Here is a 23,623-nt window from a genome sequence, read left to right as displayed (position 1 = left end):
AGACTGATCTACTGCGGACGAGCCTGATTGGCCGGATTTTTCGATCCTTTTCGTTAAATAGAACGACTATTCGCCTCAAATGATCGAAAAATCCAACTCAACCAGCCGCGCCCTCGCTACGATCGCTATTCTCGGACAGCCTCCTAGCACTGCTTGCTTTATATCACGAAAGCCAAATTCGGTGATATGCAGATTTATTTCAGTGGGCGCCCCTTACCCCGGTCATGATATGCAGCTTTGCCTTGTCTTGAAACCGCAAGCTAAGGTATAGTGGCAACCTGCTAAAAAATCATCCAGGCAGGAGAGTGCGCTGCAAGATAGCGCCGCCGAAGGCGTAACCCCCCGGAATCGCTCAGGCATGGCCAATGCTCAAATTGGCCTGAGTAACTGCTTGCGACAGGCAATCTGGAGAGTGCTGATTCACGATTCGATTCAGCCACCGAAGGGGCATGCGGGCGACAATCCGTAAAACTCTCAGGTAAAAGGACAGAGGGGAAAAGTCAGAGCCTGTGGAGAAACCATCATGAGCTATCCAAGCACAAAGCCGGTCAAGCGCGCATACAGCCAGACGCCATAAATGATCAACCCTTTGCTGCGACGAATCACGCCATAGAATTGTATTCTCAACTTTATCGGGCGCGAGACTTCCTTTTTTATCTTTGAGAGAAAATAGATGCTTAAAACGACTCCCCTTAACGCAGCACACCGCGCCATGCACGCAAAAATGGTAGATTTTGGCGGCTGGGATATGCCACTGCATTACGGTTCTCAACTGGACGAACACCACCAGGTCCGGCGCGATGCCGGCATGTTCGATGTCTCCCATATGCTGGTTGTAGACATACATGGTGAGAATGTCCGTGGATTCTTGCGCGGACTGGTTGCCAACAATGTCGATAAGCTTACCCTTTCAGGAAAAGCATTGTACTCCTGTATGCTCAATCCCGAAGGCGGCATCATCGACGATCTGATCATTTACTTTCTCACTGAATCCTGGTTCCGCCTGGTCGTCAATGCCGGCACTGCGGATAAGGATCTGGCCTGGATTCAATCACAGGCCGCGCAAAGTGCGCCTCAACTGACCATTACACCCCGCCGGGATCTGGCCATGATTGCGGTACAGGGGCCGAATGCGCCCACCAAGGTATGGGCCACCATACCCGGTTCACAAGCGGTCACCGAGGCATTGAAGCCATTTCAATCTGCCACACTGGAGCCTTATTTTATCGCCCGCACCGGCTATACCGGGGAAAATGGTTTTGAAATCATCCTGCCGGCAACCGAGGCCGTTACCCTGTGGGAAAAACTGCATGCGGCCGGGGTTGCGCCTGCCGGACTGGGTGCGCGTGATACCTTGCGGCTGGAAGCAGGCATGAATCTGTACGGTCAAGATATGGATGAAACGACCAGTCCGCTCGAATCGGGGCTGGCCTGGACAGTTGATCTGAAAAGCGAGCGTGACTTTATCGGAAAACAAGCGCTCCAGCAAAAACCCGTCAAGCAGCAGTTGGTAGGATTGCTGCTACTGGACAAAGGCGTCCTGCGCGGCCATCAGAAAGTCATCGTTCAACGGGACGGATTTTCAGGCGAGGGGGAAATCACCAGTGGAGGATTTTCGCCGACAATTAATCAATCGATCGCGCTGGCGCGGGTGCCTGCAGAGGTGGCTGTTGGCGATCAGGTCCATGTTGCCGTGCGCGACAAACAACTGGCCGCCAAGGTTGTCAAATATCCATTCGTTCGCAATGGTCAGGTATTGATTTGAATTATTCTGTAAAACACCAGGAAACTTTTCTAAACATATATTTTGGAGTCGAGACAAATGAGCATTCCAGCTGAGCTGAAATACGCAAAATCGCATGAATGGGTTAAATCGGAAGCAGATGGGACAGTGACCATTGGCATTACCCAGCATGCCCAGGAATTGCTTGGCGATATGGTGTTCGTCGAGTTGCCACAGGTCGGGCGCAATCTGACGCAAAGAGAAGAATGTGCCGTGGTGGAATCGGTCAAGGCGGCATCGGATGTCTATGCACCCGTGAGCGGGGAAGTGATCGAAGTCAATACCGAGCTCGAATCCGCCCCGGAAAAAATTAATCAGGAGCCCTATGCAGCTTGGCTGTTCAAGCTCAAGCTGTCGGATCCCGCCGAACTGGACGGTCTGCTGGATGCCAATGGGTATCAACAAGCACTGGAAAGCGAGGCGCATTGAGGGCGGTGTCGGTCTGCTTTTCCGGCAGAGACGAAAGGCGTGTGCTGGGCCGGTACGCACGGCCAGCCGCACGCTAACATTTTTCGAGTCATCATGAATATTTTTCAGCTTAAGCCTTAATCAATCATGCCATTTATCCCGCATACCGAAGAAGATATAGAAGCGATGCTTGCAAGCATCGGCGCCGAGTCAATCGATGAATTGTTCGACGAGATTCCCGCTGATTTGAGAACCGGTACCCTGACCCGTGTGCCACCTGGCATGAGCGAGATGGAAATCACACGGCTCATGTCCGAGCGCGCCCAGAAAGATGGGTTTTATCTCAACTTTATTGGTGCAGGCGCTTATGAGCACCATATTCCGGCGGCTGTTTGGCAAATCACCACCCGCGGTGAATATTATTCTTCGTATACCCCCTATCAGGCGGAAGCCAGCCAGGGTACTCTGCAACTGCTGTACGAATACCAGACCATGATGGCTTCATTGACCGGCATGGATGTGTCCAATGCCAGCCTGTATGATGGCGCCTCTGCATTGGCCGAGGCGGCACTGATGGCTGTGCGCCAACACCGGACCTCGAGACGGATACTGATTCCCCAAACGGTCCATCCGATTTATCGCAGCGTGGTGCGCGCTATCGTCAAAAACCAGGCGATCGAAGTCGTGGAGATTCCATACGATCAGGCATCCGGACAGATCCTGCCCGAACAGCTGGACCAATACGGTCAGGAAGAATTTGCCGCATTGGTCATTCCCCAGCCGAATTTCTTTGGCGTACTGGAACAAGTCGATGCATTGACCGATTGGGCGCACAGCAAGCAATCGCTGGCAGTCGCCGTTGTCAACCCAACCGCACTCGCCATGCTCACGCCGCCGGGTGAATGGGGCAATCAGGGCGCGGATATTGCCGTTGGAGAAGGCCAGCCGCTGGGCATTCCGCTCTCCAGTGGCGGCCCTTACTTCGGCTTCATGGCCTGCAAACAGCAGCTCGTCCGGCAAATGCCGGGGCGTATCATTGGACGCACCACCGATCTCAACAATCAGGAAGGCTTTGTGCTGACGTTGCAGGCGCGCGAACAGCATATCCGGCGTTCCAAGGCGACCTCTAATATCTGTACCAATCAGGGTTTGATGGTGACTGCTGCCACCATTTACATGTCGCTGGTGGGGCCTGAAGGGCTTTACCGGATTGCTGCGCAGTCGCATGAAAATACTTGGTCGCTGGTTGAAAAACTGGAAAAACTCCCAGGCGTGAAAAAAACATTCAATGCGCCATTTTTCCATGAAGCAGTATTGTCGTTGCCTAAACCTGCTGCCCAGGTGCTCGACAGCTTGAAAGCCCAGGGTGTATTGGGTGGCTTGCGCCTCGAAGAGCATTATCCCGAATTGGGCAATACCTTGTTGGTATGCGTGACAGAAACCAAAACGGCTGATGATCTGGATAAATATGTCGAATTGTTCGGACAGGCACTGACGGCCAATGCCTGATGAAGAACAGCGCAGGTCAGTTTACAGTAGCATTTAACTTATTTTGAGAGGACAAGAACCATGGTTACTATGGGTGGAACACCAATTAAAATTGAAGGTACCTTTCCAAAAACAGGTGAGCAAGCGCCGGCTTTCTCTCTCGTCAATAGAGACCTGAAGGACGTGACACTGGCCGATTTTGCCGGCAAGAAGAAAGTGCTCAATATCGTGCCGAGTCTCGATACCCCGGTTTGCGCGCTGTCGACGCGTAAATTCAATCAGCGCGCGAGTGAAATGGACAATACCGTGGTGCTGATCATTGCCGCAGATCTGCCGTTTGCCATGAGCCGCTTCTGCGACCAGGAAGGGCTGGATAAGGTCATTCCGTTGTCTACCATGCGGGGTGCGCAATTCATGCGCGACTATGGCGTGGCCATTGCTGACGGACCTTTTGCCGGCATTACCGCACGCGCGGTAATCGTACTGGATGAAAACGACCAAATCATCCACGCCGAGCTGGTACCGGAAATCAAGGATGAACCCAACTACGATGCGGCCTTGGCTGCTTTGAACTGATTTTGCCAAGATAGACAAAACATGCTGATATTTGAACACGCCCGCAAGGGCCGGCTGAATTACTCGCAGGCACCTGCAAAACGGGCCACTAGGCGCAATATTCCCGATAATTTGTTGCGCAAATCGGCACCGTTGTTGCCCGAAGTGTCCGAAATGGATACTGTGCGTCACTATACCCGGCTATCGCAGAAAAATTTTTCCATCGATACCGAGTTTTACCCGCTTGGCTCCTGTACCATGAAATACAATCCGCGCGCCTGTAATGCGCTGGCGATGCTGCCGCAGTTTCTGGCGCGGCATCCGTTGGCGCCGGCAGATACCGGCCAGGGATTTCTGGCCTGCATGTATGATTTGCAGGAAATCCTCAAGGATATTACCGGCATGGAGGCTGTCAGCCTGACTTCGATGGCCGGTGCCCAGGGTGAACTGATCGGGGTCACGATGATTCGTGCCTATCACGAGGCGCGTGGTGATAGCGCGCGCACCGAGATCATTGTGCCGGATGCCGCACATGGTACCAACCCTGCAACAGCCGTCATGTGTGGCTACAAGGTTGTCGAAATCCCGACTGATAAGGAAGGCGATGTCGATATGGCTGCACTCAAGGCGGCGGTGGGCCCCAAGACGGCTGGTCTAATGTTGACCAATCCCTCCACGCTGGGCGTGTTTGAGAAAAAAGTATCGGAAATGAGCCGGATCGTGCATGAAGCGGGCGGGCTGCTGTACTATGACGGCGCCAACCTGAATGCTGTTCTGGGTAAAGTCAAACCCGGTGATATGGGTTTCGACGTCATTCATATGAACCTGCATAAAACCTTCTCGACCCCTCACGGTGGCGGCGGGCCGGGCGCTGCCCCGGTGGGTGTGGCCAAGCGCCTGCTGCCTTATTTGCCCGTACCCATCGTGGCCTATGAGAATGGCGTTTACCGCTGGCTGACGGAAAAAGACCGGCCACAAACCATCGGCCGTTTGTCGGCTCATATGGGCAATGCTGGGGTTCTGTTGCGTGCCTATATTTATGTCAGGCTGCTGGGCTCGGAGGGCATGCACCGTATTTCAGAATTTGCGACACTGAACGCGAACTATCTCATGGCCGAGTTGCGCAAGGCCGGTTTCGAGATTGCCTACCCGACCCGTCGCGCCAGTCATGAATTCATCGTGACCATGAAGGAAATCAAGGAAAGAACAGGGGTGACCGCCATGAATCTTGCCAAGCGTCTACTTGACAAGGGTTTCCATGCGCCGACCACCTATTTTCCGATCCTGGTGCCGGAATGTCTGTTGATCGAACCGGCTGAAACCGAATCCAAGGAAACGATCGACAGCTTTGTCATCGCCATGGAGGAAATCCTGGCCGAAATCGAGACCCAGCCGGAGATGGTCAAATCGGCACCGCATCAAATGCCACTGCGCAAGCTGGACGACGTCAAGGCCGCCCGCGAGCTCGATATCGTCTGGAAACCCTAGAAACTACTGCGTCCATTATCATTCACCATTCTGTATAGTTATGCAAACACTTATCTGCGGCTCGATCGCCTATGACACCATCATGGTGTTTGAGGATCATTTCAAACGCCACATTCTGCCGGATAAAATCCATGTGCTGAATGTTGCTTTCCTGGTGCCGGAAATGCGCCGGGAATTTGGCGGATGTGCTGCAAATATTGCATATAACCTGCAGATGCTCGAGGGTCAGCCGCTCATCATGGCGACCGTCGGGGATGATTTCCAGCCCTATGCCTATCGTTTGGAGAAGCTGGGGCTGGCGCAGACGTATGTGCGCCAGGTCAAGGATACTTTCACTGCCCAGGCTTTCATTACTACCGATCTGGACGACAACCAGATCACCGCTTTCCATCCGGGCGCGATGAATTTTTCTCATCAGAATAGCGTCAGGGATGCCAATAATGTCTCGCTTGGTATTATCGCGCCGGATGGCCGCGAGGGCATGCTTGCCCATGCACGGGAATTTCATGAAGCTGGCATCCCGTTCATGTTCGATCCCGGACAGGGGCTGCCGATGTTCAACCAGGAGGAATTGCTCGGTTTCATCAGCAAAGCCGACTACATCGCGGTTAACGACTATGAGTCGCAGCTGTTGCAATCGCGCACGGGCTATAGCGTGGAAGCGCTTGCTGCTCAGGTCAAGGCATTCATTGAAACCAAGGGCGCAGAGGGTTCGGTGATCTATGCAGATGGCAACCGTTACGAAATCCCGGCCGTCAAGCCCCGCCAGATCGTCGATCCGACCGGTTGCGGCGATGCTTACCGGGCTGGCTTGTTATATGGCATTGCCCAGAACCTGGACTGGCAAACGACAGGGCGGCTTGCATCCCTCATGGGCGCATTGAAGATCACCCACCGCGGCGGGCAGAATCATCGCTACGAGCGTGATCAGATCGACCAGCTCTACTTTGAGGCGTTTGATACCCATATTTTCTGGTAGTCATATGGATTCTCAAGCCGGATAAGCAGCATTTATCCGGTACCGATATGAGGCACCATTTCCTATGTCCGCTGCCCGCGTCAGCACATTGACCAAGAGCATCCGGCTGATCAGGCTGTTGATTCATTTTGTATCCGGATTGCTGCAGGCACTGGTCTATCCATACTTCAGCCGCACTATCCAGAACCGTATGGCGCGCCGCTGGGCACGCGGCTTTCTGCATATCCTGAACATCGAGTTGCAAACCGGCGATATCCCGCCTTGCAATCAGCATAAAGGCGTGATGCTGGTCGCCAATCACATTTCATGGCTCGATATTCTGGTGATTTTGGCCACCTTTCCTGTCCGCTTTGTCGCCAAGGCTGAAATCCGCAGCTGGCCATTGCTGGGATGGCTGAGCAAGCGTGCCGGCACATTGTTTATCGAGCGCGAGAAGCGAAGAGAGACGCTGCGAACCAATCGCACGATCGGCGAGCTGCTGACAAAAGGGGATTCGGTGGCCGTGTTTCCGGAAGGGATGACAAGCGATGGCGGCGTGCTGCACCATTTTCATGCGTCCCTGCTACAACCTGCCGTGGCCGCGCACACCTTGCTGTATCCGGCGGCGATTCGCTATCGTAATCCCGATGGCGAGCGTAATACCGGTGTGGCGTATGTCGAAATATCGATCGTGCAGTCTTTACTGCGCATACTTGACCAACCTCAGGTCGAAGCGGTATTGATTTATGGGCCGGCAATCGCCTGTGCCAACAGGAACCGGCGTGAGCTGGCGCGCCTGGCAGAGCATACGATAGCAGAAGAGCTCGCGGTCGAAATCAGGCGCATGGCAGATGAAACAACTTCCGGTCTTCCAGTCGAACAGCCGTAAGGCAGCCGCCCCACAAGCATCCCGTATCCAGTGCAATCAGATTACGTTGCATATGCAATCCCAACGCCGACCAGTGTCCAAAAACAATTGTCGCGTCCCTGCTGGCGCGTCCGGGCGCGTCAAACCAGGGCAAAAAACCGGCGGGAATCGTTGCCGGATCGCCTTTATAGGAGAAATTCATTTTTCCTGCAGGCGAACAGACCCGCAGGCGTGTCATGGCGTTGACGATTACTCGCCAGCGCTCATACCCTTGTAATCCATCCTGCCAGCAATCGGGCTGGTTGCCATACATATTTTGGGCAAAATCAGGGAAGCGATCGCCGCCAATGACCGCTTCGACTTCCTGCGCCAGCTCCAGGGCTTGTTCGATGGTCCAGCCGGGAAGCAGACCGGCGTGGACCAGCGCATATTCATCCTCGACATGAAACAACCGTTGCCGCCGCAGCCATTCAAGCAATACCTGCTTGTCAGGGGCATCCAGAATCGGCTGCAAAGTATCACCCGGGCATTGCCGGGATGGCTCAAGCGCGACCCGCAGCAGATGAAGATCGTGATTGCCGAGCACCGTGATGACCGCCTCGCCGAGCTGCATGAGTGAGCGCAGCAGCGGCAGGGAATCGGGCCCGCGGTTGACAATATCGCCAACTAGCCACAGCTTGTCCCGGCCGGGATTGAAACCAATCAGTTCGACCAGTTGCTGGAACTGCCGATGGCAACCCTGCAGGTCGCCAATTGCAAAAGTCGCCATGGTAAACTAGTACTCCGTTCTGTCAATTAGCTTACAAATGAAATCGATGGATTCGCCTGCCAGGCTAGGCGCAAACCGCAGTCATAGCCGTAGCTATGGCGAGGATTTGCAACAACGCATGACAGGCGAAGGCGCGATTTCATGTAAGCGTTTTGGCTGGACGGAGTACTAGCGTAAACCGAGCACATCCTGCATATCGAACAAGCCGGATTGCTTACCGGCAAGGAAACGCGCGGCCCGCAGCGCACCGGATGCAAAGGTCTTGCGACTGCTGGCCTTGTGCGTAATTTCCACGCGCTCGCCGATGCCGGCAAACAGCGCCGTATGATCGCCAACGATATCGCCGCCGCGTATGGTCGAGAAGCCGATCGTGTCGGCCGCGCGTTCACCGGTATTGCCTTCCCGCCCGTAGATCGCAACTTTACTCAAATCCCGGTTGAGCGTATCCGCGATGACTTCACCCATGCGCAGGGCAGTGCCGGATGGCGCGTCGACCTTATGCCGATGATGTGCCTCGATGATTTCGATATCGTAGTCTTCTTGCAAAACCGTTGCCGCCACTTCCAGCAGTTTGAACAGGACATTGACGCCGACACTCATGTTGGGTGCCAGCACGATGGCGATGTCATCGGCCGCTGTGCGGATCAGCTCTTTATCGGCCGCTGTAAAGCCGGTTGTGCCGATGACCATTTTGATCCCGAGTGCACGGCAGGCCTCAAGATGGGCGAGGGTGCCGGCCGGGCGGGTAAAGTCGATCAGTACATCACTGCCCCGGAGTGCTTCGGCATAATCACTGCGAACCGTTACCCCGCAAGGGAAACCGATCAGCGACCCCGCATCCTGCGCCAGAAAGGAGTTGTCAGGTTGTTCCAACGCTGCCGATAAGTGCATGTCTAGCGCCTCGGCAACCGTTTCCATGATGGCCCGGCCCATTCGGCCGGTGCTGCCAGCAACAGCTATATTTGTAAGTGTCATTGGGTCCCTTTATAAAATTCCATTTGATTTTCTTTCATGAAATCAATCGTCCGGCCCGATTCGGCATCTTCCTCTGCTTCGCCGCGTGGATCGGCGATGGGGCCGAATCCTTGACCGGAACCGGGTATAATCGAGAACGATTCTCTGAAAGCAGAGGGTTGCGGAAAATCGCCTTCGATACGGACAAGCCGGTCGCTTTCGAAGAAAACCGTCAGCCGCTGGTTCTCGGCCAGCCTGCTCTTGGGCGCGTAACGGTAGATATAATCCCAGCGATTATTGTGGAAAGCATCCATTACAAGCGGCGTCCCCAACGCAAATCTGACCTGTGAACGGGTCATTCCCGGCTTCAACTTGTTGACCATTTCCTCATCGACCACATTCCCCTGCTGGATGTCGATTTTGTATGGAAATGGTGGAAGATAGGAGCAGCTGGACAAAAACAGAGATAGCAAAAGCAGTCGTGGAAGTAATGCACGCATACCGAGTAAATATTTTCAAACCTGCCTAGGATGATGAAGAGCCTGAGCGAAGCCAGGAAACCACTGACAAATCCTTGTATTGTCAGTCAGCGGTTTCTTGAAATGACAGACCGAGCCGAATATCAACGAAAGTGACTGCACTGTATCTGTGATAAAGTATGCTTTCCAAGAATCAATAGGCAAACACGTTAACCATCGGATTCTCTTCGGCTTCCGCTATATGATACAGCAAATAATTTTTGGAAAGATTAAACCATGACCAAGTCAGATAATTTAAAGGGTATAGATCTTAAAACGATGGGGCTGAAAACCACCTTGCCGCGTTTGAAGATCCTGAATTTATTTGAAAATAGTACTGTTCGCCATTTGTCCGCCGAAGATATCTATAAGGAGCTGTTAAGCGAGGGAGAAGACATCGGCCTGGCAACGGTTTATCGGGTCTTGACCCAATTTGAGCAGGCCGGCCTACTGGAACGCCATCATTTTGAAAGCGGCAAAGCGGTTTTCGAGCTGGCCAGCGAGACGCACCACGACCATCTGGTCTGCCTGCAATGCGGCCGGGTCGAAGAATTCTATGATGCCGAAATCGAGAAACGCCAGGCCAAAATTGCCAAGGAACGGGGCTTCACTTTGCAGGCCCATTCCTTGTCATTGTATGCCGATTGCATCAAAGAAAACTGCCCGCATCGCAGCAAGTAGTGATAGCCTAATCTTGCGGAAAATACCTGCATGCAATTTTGAGTGGGATACATGCAGCCCTGAATAATCCAGCGTCGATTTCCTGGTGCGCAAGCACACCCTGCGCACTGGATAGCTTCTAGGAGGCTGTCCGAGAATAGCGATCGTAGCGAGGGCGAGGCTGGTTGAGTTGGATTTTTCGATCATTTGAGGCGAATAGTCGTTCTATTTAACGAATAAGGATCGTAAAATCCGGCCAATCAGGCTCATCCGTAGTAGATCAGTCTATTCTCGTACAGCCTCCTAGTACTCCGTTCCGCCAAATCGCTTACATGAAATCGCGCCTTCGCCTGTCATGCGTTGTTGCAAATCCTCGCCATAGCTACGGCTATGACTGCGGTTTGCGCCTAGCCTGGCAGGCGAATCCATCGATTTCATTTGTAAGCTAATTGACGGAACGGAGTACTAGCTTGTTGGCACTCGCCATGGCCGTGCTTATCGTTACATATGAAGGATGACTGAAAATGATTGATGGGTATATTCCAGAATGATTCACGCAACAAGACACCAGCCTTGAAAATCCTACACGCCAGCCGCGAAATTCGGGCCGACTCCCGCTATGGCATGGGGCGAGTGAATGCCTCCCTACTCAAGGGCTTGAATCAGATTGGCATTCAGTCGGATTATATCTGCGCGAGTGATATGGATGCGGCATCGCTGGCCCAGGCCGCACACTGGCGCAAACAACTGGCCAGGCTGTGTCCGGCCGATATTCAACCTGTCGTGCATGTCCTGGTATCGGCTTGGCAGACAGGCCGCATGGCCGCACGCCGGGCCATCGATCAGGCCTATACCCACCTGCATTGCCACGACGCGGTTGTGGCTGCCGGCGCCTCCCACGAGCTGGCAGGGCAGCGGATTGCATGGGGCATTAGCGAGCATGGCTTTAGTTGTGTCGCGCAGGCACTGCATGCTTATATACAACCGCTGCCGCGCTGGCTGCGATGGCTTTTGTGGCAGTGGGAGCGCCGCGTCACCCGGGCCGCAAATTGGATCGTGTGCCCGACTGTAAGCGGGCGCGCCAATCTTGCCAGCGAGCTGAAACTGCCGATCGATGCCCGTTGGCACGCGATCCCGCATGCGCGGCCCGACCTCAACTTGCCGGAAAAACGAAGCGCCCGCCGGATACTGGGCTGGGACCAGCGCTCACGTTATTTGCTGGCCGTCGGTCAATTGATTCCGCTCAAGCGTTTCGAACTGATCATCGACGCCATGACAGCACTGCCCACGGACTGGCGCTTGGTATTGCTGGGCGATGGCGATGCAGCCCCCTATCTGGCGCGTGCCGAACGGCTTGGTATTGCTCCGCCCATCATCACCGCCGCCGATGATGTCGGCCCTTATCTGGCCGCAGCTGATGCATTCGTTAGCGCTTCACAGACCGAATCATTCGGCATGGCCATTCTGGAAGCGATGACAGCCGGCCTGCCTATCGTCTGCACCCAAGTTGGCGGCGTGAGCGACGTGGTAGGCGAGGCCGCCGAATTGGCAGCAGCCGATGGCAGCGACCTCGCGCAACGGCTCAGCACTGTTCTGGCTGATCCTGCGCACTGTACTACCCTGGCTGCCAGAAGCCGAGCCCGGGCAGAGCAATGGCCAGACCAGAAAGCCGTGGCACGTGAATACCACGCCATGTATCTGGCGGCGGAAACAAACAGGCGATAGAACAGTGAATAATCGGAGTCAGAGTGAAATAAATATTCACTATACCCCACTGCATCAATTTGAAGCATCGCGGATAATATTTGGCAAGATTATCGCAGCTGTATCCGATTGGAGTTTTTTGGCACATTCTTGATTGGAGCAACGTAACAGGCACGCATGATTCTGAACCTGACAAATGATTGAGATATTGTTGTTGGCATTTGCATTGAGCATGGATGCGTTTGCGGTATCGATTGGCCTGGGGTCGAAACAGAAAACGGCTCCCGTTGCATTGGCACTCAAAGCGGGAGTGTATTTCGGTATCTTTCAGGTGCTGATGCCGCTGATCGGCTATCTTGGAGGAAAGGGCGCAGCAGGCTTGGTCGAGAATTATGCGCATTGGGTGGCGTTTCTGCTGCTGACGCTAATTGGCGGTAAGATGATTTATGAATCCTTTGCCGAGGGCATAGAAGAAGATATCACCCAGATTACGCACCGGGTGATGCTGATGCTCGCCATTGCCACCAGCATAGATGCGATGGCGGCCGGTTTTACATTGACACTGCTCGATATAAATCCATTGATGGCCTGCATGATCATTGGCGCTGTCACGTTTGGTTTTAGTTGGGTGGGTGTGTTTATCGGTATGAAAAGCGGCACATGGCTGGAGAGTAAAGCCGAATTATTCGGCGGCGTCATACTTGTATTGATTGGCCTGAAAATGGTTTTGTCATAAGTGCCTGCGATATATACATAGCGACACCACGCAAGCTGGCGCTCATGTTCTACCGAACCTTGTTGTTGTGAGTCGCGTAAGCGGCGCGGCAATCCGGTAGATTCTGTGATGGCCGGTTTGGCTGTGCCCCTTCAGAGAGTGTGTTCGATACCGGGAAAGGGTTTTTGGCTTTGCCCCGGCTTGTGCTAGAGTTAACCGGAAAGGTCGTTTCTTCATTCCAGAGTGTTGCCATGCCGCCATTCAGCGCTGGAAGGCGGATGAATCCGGCTCCTGGAGTGATTGTCAGGTGGGCGAGTATGTATTTCCTCGCATAGGTTATTTATTTCCCAAGCTTCAATAAGAACAAAGGCAGCTATGCATCCTCTGGAACCGCAACGGTTATATCAATCCTGTGAACCGGATCAGTTCACATTCCGAACGACAGCAGAATTGGCCGATCTGACCGAGATCATCGGTCAGGCGCGCGCCATGGATGCCGTTTACTTTGGCGCCGGGATTCGCCAGGAAGGCTACAACCTGTTCGTACTGGGCCCGCCGGGAATGGGCAAATACAGTATGGTGCAGCAGTTTCTTGAAACCAAAGCCAGCCAGGCACCGGACCCATCGGACTGGTGCTATATCAACAATTTTGCACAGCCGCATAAACCGAAAATGCTCAGGCTTCCCGCTGGCCGGGGAGAGGCGCTGCGTGCGCATATGGAGGAGCTGGTCGATTATTTGCGCAGTGCCATTCCGGCGCTGTTCGAGGGCGAGGAATACCGCAACAAGGTCAATGCAATTCAGCGTGAATATCATGAACAGCAGGAGCGCGAAATCCGGGAGCTGAGCGATGAAGCCGAGCAAAAGGAAATTGTGCTGCTGCATACGCCGGATGGATTTGTGCTGGCGCCGAGCCGTAACCGTGATGTGATCCCTCCGGATGAATATGAAAAACTGTCCAAGAAAGAACGCGAGCGGATCGAGGCAGATATCGCCGAGTTGCAAACGCACCTGGAAAAAATCCTGAGTCAGTTGCCCCAACGCCGCAGGGCACGCGCTGAGCGCATCAGGCAACTGAGCCGCGATCTGATGCTGTCGACTGTCGGGCAAATGATTAAAGAATTGCGGGCGAATTATGCGGATCTGCCCGAAGTGCTCAATTTCTTCAACCAAGTGCAGCGAGACATGGAGCTGCATGTCGATGATTTTCGAAAGCCTGATGAGACTGTTAACATTTCCGGCATGGCCGTTATCACGCATCAGGCCTTCAATAATTACGAGATCAATGTACTGGCCGCCAATCACAAAAAACCGGGCGCGCCGATCATCAGTGAGGATAATCCGACTTACAGCAATCTGGTGGGACGGGTGGAGTATGTCTCACAGTTCGGGGCGCTGGTAACCAATTTTACGTTGATCAAGCCGGGGGCATTGCATCGGGCGAACGGCGGCTATCTGCTGCTGGATGTGCGCAAAGTGCTGATGCAGCCGTTTGCTTGGGAAGGTTTGAAGCGGGCATTGCAGGCGGGCAGGATCCATATTGAATCGCTGGGCCAGATTTACAGTCTTGTCAGTACCGTATCGCTCGAACCGGAGCCTATCCCGCTGGATGCCAAGGTTGTGCTGTTCGGTGATCGTATCTTCTACTACTTGCTGCAGGCCTATGATCCGGAGTTCAGTGAGTTGTTCAAGGTCGCGGCAGATTTTGAGGAGACCATCGAACGCAATCCGGAATCACATCTGCTTTACGCGCAACTGATTGCAACCCTGGCGCGCAAGGACGATCTGCTGCCCTATGATCGTCAAGCGGTGGCGAGAGTCATTGAACACAGCGCGCGATTGGCGGACGACTCGGAGAAATTGTCCATGCATATGCGCAGTATTGCCGATTTACTGCGTGAGGCGGATTACTGGGCGCGCGCAGCAGGCCATGCAGTCGTGCAGGCGAGTGATGTCCAGCAGGCGATCGATTTTCAGGTGCGTCGCCAGGACCGAATCAGGGACCGGTTATATGAAGCGATTTTGCGTGGCACCCTGATGATCGATACGCAAGGTTTGGTCACCGGGCAAGTCAATGGCCTTTCGGTCATCGCACTGGGTGGGTTTGCCTTTGCCCAGCCGATACGGATTACGGCCACCAGTCGGTTTGGGAAGGGCGATCTGGTTAATATCGAACGTGAGGCCAAGCTCTCGGGGTCGATCCATTCCAAGGGCGTATTGATTCTTTCCGCCTTTCTGGCCGCGCGCTATGCCAAAAACCAGCCGCTCGCGTTCTCCGCCAGTCTCGCGTTTGAACAGTCTTACGGCATGGTTGAAGGCGACAGTGCGTCGCTGGCCGAGTTATGTGCGCTGCTTTCCAATCTGGCAAATGTACCCATCGACCAATCGCTGGCGATAACCGGTTCGGTCAATCAACTCGGTCAGGTTCAGGCAATCGGTGGGGTGAATGAAAAAATCGAAGGGTTCTTTGATATCTGCGCGGCACGGGGATTGACCGGCAAACAAGGCGTGTTGATTCCCGCCACCAATATGCAGCATTTGATGCTGCGGCGGAATGTCGTCGATGCTGCTGCCGCAGGACAGTTCCATATCTATGCCGTGGAAAATGTCGATCAGGCGATTGCGTTGCTGACCGGCCTGACAGCAGGCGAGGCCGATGCGCATGGCAAATATCCGGCAGACAGTATCAATCATCGGGTCGCCGCGCGGCTGGCGGAGCTCGCCCGAATCACCAGATCATTCCTGCGGCGGGATGGAAAGCATTCGAGCGACAACCAATAAGCTTGTTGTCCTGCTACGCCTGAGCGCCGCGAATGGATACTAAGAAGCTGTTTGGAAACGCCTGTTCTATGTCAAACGCCTCAACATAATGCGGGTCATCCTGTGCACAGGCTGACATAAGGGTGCATTTCATGCGCCAGTCTGATTATTGCGGCACGCTCATTCCCGGTGAGTTTTTTTATCCGCTCCCGATAATTTTTGCTGCATCGATTCTGGTGGTGGAGCGGTATATAGCGCCCCGGTCGTCCATTTCTTAAGCAGTGCAAGTGTTCCTGCTGCCAACAGTGCGGCAGAGAATACCAGCAGGGTGTCTGTCAGGTTGTACATCAGGTCAGGGTTGACAAGCATGACGATGCCCAGCGCTACCATGATCATGCCCCCGATCAATTTGAGCACTTGCCCGTGCCGCTCTTCAAACCATTGTCTTTTGAGCGTCAGAACGGCAGTCAAGAATATGATGATTTCGACCAGAAGGTAGATGAAAAGATAGATGATGAGTAATCCATAGAACTCCATGAGGCCGATTTGCTGTGATTTGACCAATTGGCTCCAGACCACTGGAAAACCGGCCGTGCAGGGTAATTCTACGAAGGCGATGCCGGATGCCATGACGAAAGTGGCGCCTGCGAGTGAAAGACCTGTCATTTCTGGGCGGAGCAGTTTTCTTATCGATTGATAAATTCCCGGTTTGTGCTTGTCGGAGATGGTGAAGGAGAAGCCTCTTTTGAACCAGAAGAAATCCTTGATATTGACCAGGCCAAATACCAACGCAAACAAGGCCACCAGCCACTGCACCCAGACAAGATAGGCGACATAGCTGAGCACTTTGAATATGCCGGCGATAAATGCGCCATAGATGGTTGCGGTGGTAAATAGGAAAATGCACCCGACCATGAGCATGCGTTTTCTGGAACCGGAACGCAGTACCATGCCCAGCAGCAGCGTCAGCACCCATAACGAACAGGGATTGAAGCCATCGACAAAGGAAATGAGCAGGGTGGTGAAGATGAGTGGCTGCTGGGTAAGATCGATTGTTCCGAGCAAGGGAACGCTCAGGGTGGTCATTCCGGAGAGCGGTTCTATTTCAGCCGGCTTTTCTGGTAGTGGTTCTGTTTCCGGTTTGATGTCTGGCTGAATACGCTTAGGGTCCGCTTCGGGTGCGTCCAACTGGCGATTTTGTTTCAGAATGGCGTCACGAACCGTTTCTTCTAGTTGTTTGCGGATAAAAGGCGCATCGCCGATAAACACATTTCCGGCAATGAATATGGTCGGGACCGCTTCGGCTTCGATTCCATGCTTGTACGCGGTCAGTGCGAACAGTCTCAGGTTGGATCGATTGCGGAAAACCTCGTATTGACGGATCTGCAGCTGCGGATAACGCGTCTCCAGCTCGCTCAGAAAGGGTTGCTGCTCGATGCAAAGCGGACAGGTTTCTCCCCAGAAAACATCCATAACGACTTTGGCCTTGTTCTCTGTGGAGAACGCGTGGGTCGAGAAGGCGAGTAACGCAACGAATAGAAATAGACAGGTTGTCTGAATACGCATGGTTTTTTGAGAAAGATGATTCCAGGAGTTCCAGTCGATTGTCATTTGTATGGCCGTCATATTCACGCCAGCTGATAAGCGCTACGAATTGAATCCGCGAAGTTTAATTGATTAAGTGGCCAGCTAGGAGGCTGTCCGAGAATAGATTGATCTACTGCGGACGAGCCTGATTGGCCGGATTTTACGATCCTTTTCGTTAAATAGAACGACTATTCGCCTCAAATGATCGAAAAATCCAACTCAACCAGCCTCGCCCTCGCTACGATCGCTATTCTCGGACAGCCTCCTAGTACTCCGTTCCGCCAAACCGCTTACATGAAATCGCGCCTTCGCCTGTCATGCGTTGTTGCAAATCCTCGCCATAGCTACGGCTATGACTGCGGTTTGCGCCTAGCCTGGCAGGCGAATCCATCGATTTCATTTGTAAGCTAATTGACGGAACGGAGTACTAGAAAATTCAGATTAATTCATTTCAATGAAAACATAAACGGGCATGCATGGCCAGAGCATGCTGCATGCTGAAAGCAGGTCAATTAGTTTTTCTCGTATGTGCGCGATTTTCTTTCTTCATCGAGAGAGAAATGCGCTGGCGCGGCACGTCAACTTCCAGAACTTTGACTTTGACCATGTCGCCGGTTTTGACGATGTCGCGGGGATCTTTGACAAAAGTATCCGCCAGGTGCGAGATATGGATCAGGCCGTCCTGATGCACGCCAATATCGACAAAGGCGCCAAAATTGGCGACGTTTGTGATCACTCCCTCGAGCTGCATGCCGGGTTCCAGATCGGTGATTTTTTCAATACCTTCCATGTATTGCACGCTTCTGAACGCCGGGCGCGGATCGCGGCCGGGTTTTTCCAGCTCCTTGATGATATCGGTAACAGTGGGCAGGCCGAAAGTCGCATCGGCGTAATCGGCCGGGTTGAGGGAACGCAGATAAGTACTGTGACCGATCAGCTCGCGCACGGATTTGCCGGTGTTGCTGAGGATGGTTTCCACTACCGGATAGGCTTCGGGGTGAACTGCCGAGGCATCCAGTGGATTGTCGCCATTCATGATGCGCAGAAAGCCAGCTGCTTGTTCGAACGCCTTGTCGCCCAGTCGGGGTACTTTTTTCAGTTGGCGGCGGCTGGTAAAAGGACCGTTCTGATCACGGAATGCAACAATGTTTTCGCTGATGCTAGTAGATAAGCCGGATACCTGTTTGAGCAGCGCCACCGATGCGGTATTGACATCGACACCGACCGCGTTGACGCAATCCTCGACTACCGCATCGAGCATGCGGGCCAGTTGCACCTGGTTGACATCATGCTGATATTGACCGACGCCGATCGATTTAGGGTCGATTTTGACCAGCTCTGCCAGCGGATCTTGCAAGCGGCGGGCGATTGAGACCGCGCCTCTCAGCGACACATCCAGATCGGGAAACTCTTTGGTGGCCAGTTCGGATGCGGAATAGACCGAGGCACCTGCCTCGGAAATCGTCAGTTTGGTGATCCGCAGTTCCGGGTGGCGCTTCATCAAGTCGCCGACCAGTTGGTCGGTTTCGCGAGAACCGGTGCCATTGCCGATGCTGATCAGCTCAACCGAATGTTGGGCGATCAATCTGGCCAGTTGCGCAATCGATTGATCCCACTGATTGCGCGGCTGATGCGGGTAAATCGTATCGGTTGCCAGCAATTTGCCGGTTGGATCGACGATAGCGACCTTGACCCCGGTGCGGATGCCGGGATCCAGGCCCATTGTGGCCTTGGGGCCAGCCGGTGCGGCCAACAGCAAATCCCGCAAGTTGCGGGCAAAAACACGAATCGCTTCCTGTTCGGCCGCTTCGCGCAGCCGCAGCTTGAGATCGAGATCGATACGCGTGAACAGTTTGATTTTCCAGGCATGGCGAGCGGTATCGGACAACCAGGCATCGGCAGCCCGGTTGAGGTCAGAGATATTGAGTCGCCGAGCGACGATTTGCTCACACAGCCGGTGTTCGTCTTGGTCATCCAGGGCGGGTTTGAGGGTGATATTCAACAAGCTTTCATTGCGCCCCCGGAACAGTGCCAATGCGCGATGCGAAGGAATCTTTCTGATCGCTTCCGAGTAATCGAAATAGTCCTTGAATTTGGCAGCTTCCTGCTCCTTGCCGGCAGCGACGCTTGCATGAAGCACACCTTTCTGCCAGATGCGCTCGCGCAATTCCGCCAGGAGCTCGGCATCTTCGGAAATGCGCTCCATGATGATCTGACGCGCGCCTTCCAATGCAGCGGCGACATCGGGCACGCCTTGGTCAGGTTTGAGGTAGCCAGCGGCAACGGTTTCCGGAACCAGGTTGCGATCGGCCAGGATCGCATCGGCCAGCGGTTCGAGACCGGCCTCCCGGGCGATTTGCGCCTTGGTTCGCCGTTTGGGCTTGTAGGGAAGATAGAGATCTTCCAGCAGGGTTTTGGTATCGGCGGCATGAATCGCTTGTTCCAGTTCCGGGGTGAGCTTGCCCTGCGAAGCGATGCTTTCGAGTATGGTTTCACGCCGGCTGTTGAGTTCACGCAAATAAGCCAGGCGTTCATCCAGTATGCGCAGCTGGCTGTCGTCCAGTCCCCCGGTGACTTCTTTGCGATAGCGGGCGATGAAAGGCACAGTCGCGCCTTCGTCCAATAACGAAATGGCTGCTGTGACTTGTCGGGGGTTGACGGCGAGTTCTTCGGCGATGCGTTGGATAATGTCCATATGGGTTCTATCTTATAATGCAGTGATAAATAATCTGCGATTGATCCAGTTAAGATTGTGAGAGGGAATGCCTCGTGCGTGGCGGATTGAATTCTTGTCAGGGTTTTATACTCATATCTGTATTAGTGTTCATTATTGACTGTTTGATTGATGGCTGGATATAAGCAAATATTGATTGTCTTTTTCTCGATCTGGATGCTGGGATGCACGCCCACCATTCATAAACCTGGCAACGCGATCATGGAACCGAGGTTGCTCGATGACCGTTATATTACTCCAGATGGCACGCAGCTTCCGCTCCGATATTGGTCTCCCGAACAGGATGAACCGGAAGCGGTCTTGATTGCATTACATGGATTCAACGATTACAGCCAGTTCTTTGAGGCGCCAGGCAAATTCCTGAAAGACCACGGAATCGTCAGCTATGCCTACGATCAGCGCGGTTTCGGTGCCAGTGCCAGCAGAGGATTGTGGAGCGGGATCGACGCTTATGCCGAAGACCTCAATCAGTTTATCGATTTGGTCAGGTCCGAACACCGGGGGCTGCCGGTCTATTTGCTCGGTGAGAGTATGGGGGGCGCGGTGGCGATTGCAGCCATGGCGCGAAACCAGACGACAGCGGTGGACGGACTTATTCTAGCAGCTCCCGCCGTTTGGGCGCGTGAGACCATGCCCTGGTATCAGCGTACCTTGTTGTGGCTACTGGCACATACCATTCCGTGGATGACCTTGACCGGCCAAGGCCTTGGCGTTGTCGCATCGGACAATATCGATATGCTGATCGAACTTGGGAGGGATCCCTTGGTGATCAAGGCAACACGAGTCGAGGCGATTCATGGCCTGACCAACCTGATGGATGAAGCATCTTCCAATGCCCGGAACATTCCGGTCAATACCCTGATGTTGTACGGCGAAAAGGATGAAATTATTCCTCCAAAGCCGATGTATCGTTTCCTGCGGGAATTCGCTGATCACAACGCCGCCGCGAAAACCATTGCCTTGTATGAGAACGGTTACCATATGCTGTTGCGCGACTTGCAAGCGAAGGTGATCTGGCAGGATATTTATACATGGATAAAATCCTCCAATACAGCAGCCCTTCCATCAGGCGCGGACAGGCGGTGGTGATCGTGCGCAGCTTAGATGGCAATGCCTGTCGGCAATTGAAACGAAACCCCTGTTTATCTCTATGGATCATTTTCATGCGGTAGGGCATACCTACGCACCGTCAAACCCCGGCCGCCGCCAGTCAACTACCTTGCGTAACAAATCCGGTGCATAAGTGCGCCCCACGCCTGGATTGGTTCGTTGCGCTCGCAATGAACCAGAAATGATCACCGCGTAGGCCGCCGGATACGTTACCAAGCCAGCGCGTAGCGGATTCAATCCGATATAGTGCATGCAGGTGAACGGATATTGTTCACTGTCTATCTGTGATCGATGCGCTAGTTTTTCTTTATTCGCGACCTGTCCCCGTTGCCTGCGCAGATAGCCATTGGGTAAGCCCAAAACGTAACTTCCTGTTTCCGATACGAGCACTTTCTCGCGTGTATCGCGCCAAATTTATCGCCAAGCTCGACGCGGTGCGCCGCGCAGGCGGCTTGCGCCACGACGCAGGAAAGCATGATATGACGTGGCGAAATCTTCTTGCCAAATTGTGCCGTCACAATTGGGTAGTCTACGCCAAGCAGCCGCTGGGCGGCCCGGCTCAAGTGCTGGCGTATCTGGGACGTTACACGCACCGGGTGGCAATCTCCAACGATCGCATTCTTGGCATGAGGGGTAATACCATCTACTTCCGCATGCGTGATTCCGCCAACGGCAACCGCAAAAAGGTAGTGCGCATGGAAGCGGAAGAGTTTATCGGCCGTTTCATGCAACATATTCTGCCCAACGGGTTCAAGCGGATGCGTCATTATGGCTTGATAGGCCCGGCACACAAGGCGGCCAATTTAGCCTCCGCGCGGACTGCGTTGGCGGTACCCGCCCCACATCCGGTAACAGTAGAATCAGTAGAGGCATTCATGCAACGAGTAACACAACGTGAGTGGCTGAGCTGTCCACACTGTGGCGAAGGGCGTTTCATGGTGATAGAAACGATCCCGTCTGCTCTGAGTCGGCGACACCCGTCACTTCGGGGGCCACCATGAGACGTTCTTTCCACTATTTTTATCCCGGTTGGCGATTGACTGTTTGGCGCGGCCAGGGAGGCGCCCGCTCATACAGACTGAATACGCCTTCATCGTACCAACCCAGACAGAAATTGCGGGCCAGATTGAGTAATGCCGACAAGCCAGAATACTATTTCTTGGCTCAAAAGGTACCTATTTGTTACATTTTTTGGTTGACTCCCGCTTCCGCAACCTTACAATCCCCATAAGTACCGCTTTCCCGGTAGTTCAGTTCAACAAGGTTTATCCGCCGCCGATACGGCAGTGGCCAGTGCAAACTTGGGGAAGGCGGCGGATAAACGCTATTCGTTATGCCCAAAGGAACTGACGATAAATGAATCAAGATTGGATTCTTCAAACGAAGGAAACACGCCGGACTTTTTCAAAGTCAACTTGGGTGCCTTTGAGAGCATCCATTAACGATGAAAAAAGAGATTGTAAATATACAGGGCACGTTGGCGAGTACTTTGGTTGTGGTTCTGTTGCATTTCCTCCAGAACACAGAAAAATAGCAGAGAACGCTAGCTGGAGTGATATTGGTATTGGGTGTACACCCCAACCCTATGCCTACGAAGATGGTTATTATTCTACAATTGAGCAGTACCAATGGAATGACAAAGAACCAATCGGAATTCATCTTGTTTTTGAGCATCCTCAACCTGTAGTTGGCGGAACCTTATGGTTACTAAATCCTGATTTGGTTGTGGCGCTTCGGCTTATAAAAGAGGGAAATAACTGGGTAAGGCCCGAAGAAAATTTTGTAGTCGTAGCGCGGGAGGTTTTCGATGACAAAGGGGAGCATCGCCTGATCGATATAAAGAGGGAATTTCTTGTCGACTATTTAGCGGCTAGAAATTTGTCTCTAAAACTATCGTACTATCGGCAAAGAGTGGAAAACGTACCAACACTTGAAAATAGCGAATATGCTGGCCTGATAGACCACCAAGAAGAGAGGGATGGCGGAAGATATGAACTGCTTATTCGAAATTTGAATGATGTGTTTGGTGGTAGCTGGGCAATGTTTCGTGCTTGGCGCACAGATGTAGATGAAGAGGAAGACGCTCCTGTAATGGGGCCTGAAACAAACGAAAATACTGATTATGAAAGCTCTGAAGGAAACAAGTCCGGTTATTATGGTATACGGGTGGAAGGAGAGTTTTGCCGGGATGAGTGGATTGAACACCAAGGCATAAGCAAGCGCGTTAGAGGGGACGCTGATACAAACTTACCTCAATTTATAGTCGAAACAGATAGTACACGAATGGCGTCATCTGAACTAAATAATGAAGACGTTGGAAGATGGTTGTGGTTTCGTTCAACTATTGTAAATGAACTGCTGGGGCTTCGAGGCTTCTCACTTGAATGGTATACAGCCGAAACAGGCGCTATTCATTCCACTTCCGGTTATCGGATTCACTTTGGAGTAAACTCAGCTGATTTTATTACAGTATATGCTTATGACATCGCCCGTCTCCCTTCATGGGAACAGCACATATGGGCCGCCCATAATGCAGTCCCAGAGGGCAAGGTTTCCAGTGAATT

Annotated in this window: 21 protein-coding genes and 1 riboswitch; of the genes, 14 read left to right on the top strand and 7 right to left on the bottom strand. The window is 53.2% G+C overall.

Going from position 1 to position 23,623, the window contains the following annotated elements; translation table 11 throughout:
* Window positions 1-395: 395 nt before the first annotated feature.
* Window positions 396-500, top strand: a riboswitch (glycine riboswitch).
* Window positions 501-673: 173 nt separating this feature from the next.
* The 7 genes from gcvT (at window position 674) to ABTW62_RS10845 (ending at window position 7,569) form a co-directional block, all read left to right on the top strand.
* Window positions 674-1,765, top strand: coding sequence for a glycine cleavage system aminomethyltransferase GcvT (gene gcvT / locus ABTW62_RS10875; RefSeq protein ID WP_430904603.1), 1,092 nt, complete (start codon window positions 674-676; stop codon window positions 1,763-1,765).
* A 57-nt stretch (window positions 1,766-1,822) separates the two neighbouring features.
* Entirely contained in the window at window positions 1,823-2,212 is a 390-nt protein-coding gene (gene gcvH / locus ABTW62_RS10870; RefSeq protein WP_430904602.1) for a glycine cleavage system protein GcvH, read from the top strand.
* 126 nt (window positions 2,213-2,338) lie between these two features.
* Complete coding sequence (gcvPA, locus tag ABTW62_RS10865) at window positions 2,339-3,700, top strand: aminomethyl-transferring glycine dehydrogenase subunit GcvPA (RefSeq protein WP_430904601.1); 1,362 nt, start codon at window positions 2,339-2,341, stop codon at window positions 3,698-3,700.
* Between the two features lie 60 nt (window positions 3,701-3,760).
* On the top strand, window positions 3,761-4,255 hold the full coding sequence (gene tpx / locus ABTW62_RS10860; RefSeq protein ID WP_430904600.1) for a thiol peroxidase: 495 nt from the start codon (window positions 3,761-3,763) through the stop codon (window positions 4,253-4,255).
* Between the two features lie 21 nt (window positions 4,256-4,276).
* On the top strand, window positions 4,277-5,722 hold the full coding sequence (gene gcvPB, locus ABTW62_RS10855; RefSeq protein ID WP_430904599.1) for an aminomethyl-transferring glycine dehydrogenase subunit GcvPB: 1,446 nt from the start codon (window positions 4,277-4,279) through the stop codon (window positions 5,720-5,722).
* A 40-nt stretch (window positions 5,723-5,762) separates the two neighbouring features.
* The gene (locus tag ABTW62_RS10850; RefSeq protein WP_430904598.1) at window positions 5,763-6,701 is read left to right on the top strand and encodes a carbohydrate kinase family protein; all 939 of its coding nucleotides are present in this window, start codon (window positions 5,763-5,765) and stop codon (window positions 6,699-6,701) included.
* A 64-nt stretch (window positions 6,702-6,765) separates the two neighbouring features.
* On the top strand, window positions 6,766-7,569 hold the full coding sequence (locus ABTW62_RS10845; protein WP_430904597.1) for a lysophospholipid acyltransferase family protein: 804 nt from the start codon (window positions 6,766-6,768) through the stop codon (window positions 7,567-7,569).
* Here the strand turns inward: ABTW62_RS10845 and ABTW62_RS10840 are convergent.
* The 3 genes from ABTW62_RS10840 to ABTW62_RS10830 all read right to left on the bottom strand — a co-directional run bounded on the left by ABTW62_RS10840 (window position 7,517) and on the right by ABTW62_RS10830 (window position 9,771).
* Window positions 7,517-8,317, bottom strand: coding sequence for a symmetrical bis(5'-nucleosyl)-tetraphosphatase (locus ABTW62_RS10840; protein WP_430904596.1), 801 nt, complete (start codon window positions 8,315-8,317; stop codon window positions 7,517-7,519). The genes ABTW62_RS10845 and ABTW62_RS10840 overlap by 53 nt on opposite strands.
* Before the next feature lie 168 nt (window positions 8,318-8,485).
* Complete coding sequence (gene dapB / locus ABTW62_RS10835; protein ID WP_430904595.1) at window positions 8,486-9,292, bottom strand: 4-hydroxy-tetrahydrodipicolinate reductase; 807 nt, start codon at window positions 9,290-9,292, stop codon at window positions 8,486-8,488.
* The gene (locus ABTW62_RS10830) at window positions 9,289-9,771 is read right to left on the bottom strand and encodes an outer membrane protein assembly factor BamE (RefSeq protein WP_430904594.1); all 483 of its coding nucleotides are present in this window, start codon (window positions 9,769-9,771) and stop codon (window positions 9,289-9,291) included. Before ABTW62_RS10830 ends, dapB begins: the two co-directional genes overlap by 4 nt.
* A gap of 255 nt (window positions 9,772-10,026) precedes the next feature.
* Here ABTW62_RS10830 and fur point away from each other — a divergent pair, with 255 nt between their 5' ends.
* From fur to ABTW62_RS10810, 4 genes are all read left to right on the top strand, one after another.
* Window positions 10,027-10,470, top strand: coding sequence for a ferric iron uptake transcriptional regulator (gene fur / locus ABTW62_RS10825; protein WP_430904593.1), 444 nt, complete (start codon window positions 10,027-10,029; stop codon window positions 10,468-10,470).
* Window positions 10,471-10,980: 510 nt separating this feature from the next.
* Window positions 10,981-12,174 (top strand): glycosyltransferase family 4 protein, encoded by a 1,194-nt coding sequence (locus ABTW62_RS10820; RefSeq protein ID WP_430904604.1) that lies wholly within the window; start codon window positions 10,981-10,983, stop codon window positions 12,172-12,174.
* Window positions 12,175-12,349: 175 nt separating this feature from the next.
* Window positions 12,350-12,889, top strand: a complete 540-nt coding sequence (locus ABTW62_RS10815) for a manganese efflux pump MntP family protein (protein WP_430904592.1) — start codon at window positions 12,350-12,352, stop codon at window positions 12,887-12,889.
* 354 nt (window positions 12,890-13,243) lie between these two features.
* The gene (locus tag ABTW62_RS10810) at window positions 13,244-15,649 is read left to right on the top strand and encodes a Lon protease family protein (RefSeq protein WP_430904591.1); all 2,406 of its coding nucleotides are present in this window, start codon (window positions 13,244-13,246) and stop codon (window positions 15,647-15,649) included.
* A gap of 159 nt (window positions 15,650-15,808) precedes the next feature.
* Here the strand turns inward: ABTW62_RS10810 and ABTW62_RS10805 are convergent, their stop codons facing one another.
* A complete protein-coding gene (locus tag ABTW62_RS10805; protein ID WP_430904589.1) occupies window positions 15,809-17,254 on the bottom strand; it encodes a hypothetical protein in 1,446 nt (481 codons plus the stop codon).
* Window positions 17,255-17,723: 469 nt separating this feature from the next.
* Window positions 17,724-19,910 carry a Tex family protein gene (locus ABTW62_RS10800; protein WP_430904588.1) on the bottom strand — a complete coding sequence of 729 codons (2,187 nt, stop codon included), beginning with the start codon at window positions 19,908-19,910 and terminating at the stop codon, window positions 17,724-17,726.
* A 150-nt stretch (window positions 19,911-20,060) separates the two neighbouring features.
* On the opposite strand from ABTW62_RS10800, the gene ABTW62_RS10795 reads away from it, so the two are divergent.
* A complete protein-coding gene (locus ABTW62_RS10795) occupies window positions 20,061-21,038 on the top strand; it encodes a lysophospholipase (protein ID WP_430904587.1) in 978 nt (325 codons plus the stop codon).
* Between the two features lie 90 nt (window positions 21,039-21,128).
* On the opposite strand, the gene ABTW62_RS10790 is transcribed toward ABTW62_RS10795, so the two are convergent.
* On the bottom strand, window positions 21,129-21,419 hold the full coding sequence (locus ABTW62_RS10790; protein ID WP_430904605.1) for a hypothetical protein: 291 nt from the start codon (window positions 21,417-21,419) through the stop codon (window positions 21,129-21,131).
* Between ABTW62_RS10790 and ABTW62_RS10785 the strand changes: the two genes are divergently transcribed.
* Window positions 21,344-22,060: an IS91 family transposase gene (locus ABTW62_RS10785; protein ID WP_430904586.1), complete on the top strand. Its 717-nt coding sequence runs from the start codon at window positions 21,344-21,346 to the stop codon at window positions 22,058-22,060. The genes ABTW62_RS10790 and ABTW62_RS10785 overlap by 76 nt on opposite strands.
* Window positions 22,061-22,079: 19 nt before the next feature.
* Here ABTW62_RS10785 and ABTW62_RS10780 read toward each other — a convergent pair whose 3' ends face one another.
* The gene (locus ABTW62_RS10780) at window positions 22,080-22,202 is read right to left on the bottom strand and encodes a hypothetical protein (protein ID WP_430904585.1); all 123 of its coding nucleotides are present in this window, start codon (window positions 22,200-22,202) and stop codon (window positions 22,080-22,082) included.
* A gap of 213 nt (window positions 22,203-22,415) precedes the next feature.
* Here ABTW62_RS10780 and ABTW62_RS10775 point away from each other — a divergent pair.
* Window positions 22,416-23,623, top strand: a 1,208-nt coding sequence (locus ABTW62_RS10775) for a hypothetical protein (protein WP_430904584.1), incomplete at its 3' end; no start/stop codon positions are given.

The sequence above is a fragment of the Nitrosomonas sp. ANs5 genome, from assembly GCF_050584665.1.
GTDB lineage: Bacteria > Pseudomonadota > Gammaproteobacteria > Burkholderiales > Nitrosomonadaceae > Nitrosomonas.
The sequence above is the reverse complement of the archived record's forward strand: the minus strand, read 5'-3'. Positions and strand labels throughout refer to the sequence as shown.

Bases quoted from the DNA above. Each gene is read 5' to 3' on its own strand.
- gcvT (WP_430904603.1), top strand. From the start codon at position 674: ATGCTTAAAACGACTCCCCTTAACGCAGCACACCGCGCCATGCACGCA.
- gcvH (WP_430904602.1), top strand. From the start codon at position 1,823: ATGAGCATTCCAGCTGAGCTGAAATACGCAAAATCGCATGAATGGGTT.
- gcvPA (WP_430904601.1), top strand. From the start codon at position 2,339: ATGCCATTTATCCCGCATACCGAAGAAGATATAGAAGCGATGCTTGCA.
- tpx (WP_430904600.1), top strand. From the start codon at position 3,761: ATGGTTACTATGGGTGGAACACCAATTAAAATTGAAGGTACCTTTCCA.
- gcvPB (WP_430904599.1), top strand. From the start codon at position 4,277: ATGCTGATATTTGAACACGCCCGCAAGGGCCGGCTGAATTACTCGCAG.
- ABTW62_RS10850 (WP_430904598.1), top strand. From the start codon at position 5,763: ATGCAAACACTTATCTGCGGCTCGATCGCCTATGACACCATCATGGTG.
- ABTW62_RS10845 (WP_430904597.1), top strand. From the start codon at position 6,766: ATGTCCGCTGCCCGCGTCAGCACATTGACCAAGAGCATCCGGCTGATC.
- ABTW62_RS10840 (WP_430904596.1), bottom strand. From the start codon at position 8,317: ATGGCGACTTTTGCAATTGGCGACCTGCAGGGTTGCCATCGGCAGTTC.
- dapB (WP_430904595.1), bottom strand. From the start codon at position 9,292: ATGACACTTACAAATATAGCTGTTGCTGGCAGCACCGGCCGAATGGGC.
- ABTW62_RS10830 (WP_430904594.1), bottom strand. From the start codon at position 9,771: ATGCGTGCATTACTTCCACGACTGCTTTTGCTATCTCTGTTTTTGTCC.
- fur (WP_430904593.1), top strand. From the start codon at position 10,027: ATGACCAAGTCAGATAATTTAAAGGGTATAGATCTTAAAACGATGGGG.
- ABTW62_RS10820 (WP_430904604.1), top strand. From the start codon at position 10,981: ATGGGTATATTCCAGAATGATTCACGCAACAAGACACCAGCCTTGAAA.
- ABTW62_RS10815 (WP_430904592.1), top strand. From the start codon at position 12,350: ATGATTGAGATATTGTTGTTGGCATTTGCATTGAGCATGGATGCGTTT.
- ABTW62_RS10810 (WP_430904591.1), top strand. From the start codon at position 13,244: ATGCATCCTCTGGAACCGCAACGGTTATATCAATCCTGTGAACCGGAT.
- ABTW62_RS10805 (WP_430904589.1), bottom strand. From the start codon at position 17,254: ATGACGGCCATACAAATGACAATCGACTGGAACTCCTGGAATCATCTT.
- ABTW62_RS10800 (WP_430904588.1), bottom strand. From the start codon at position 19,910: ATGGACATTATCCAACGCATCGCCGAAGAACTCGCCGTCAACCCCCGA.
- ABTW62_RS10795 (WP_430904587.1), top strand. From the start codon at position 20,061: ATGGCTGGATATAAGCAAATATTGATTGTCTTTTTCTCGATCTGGATG.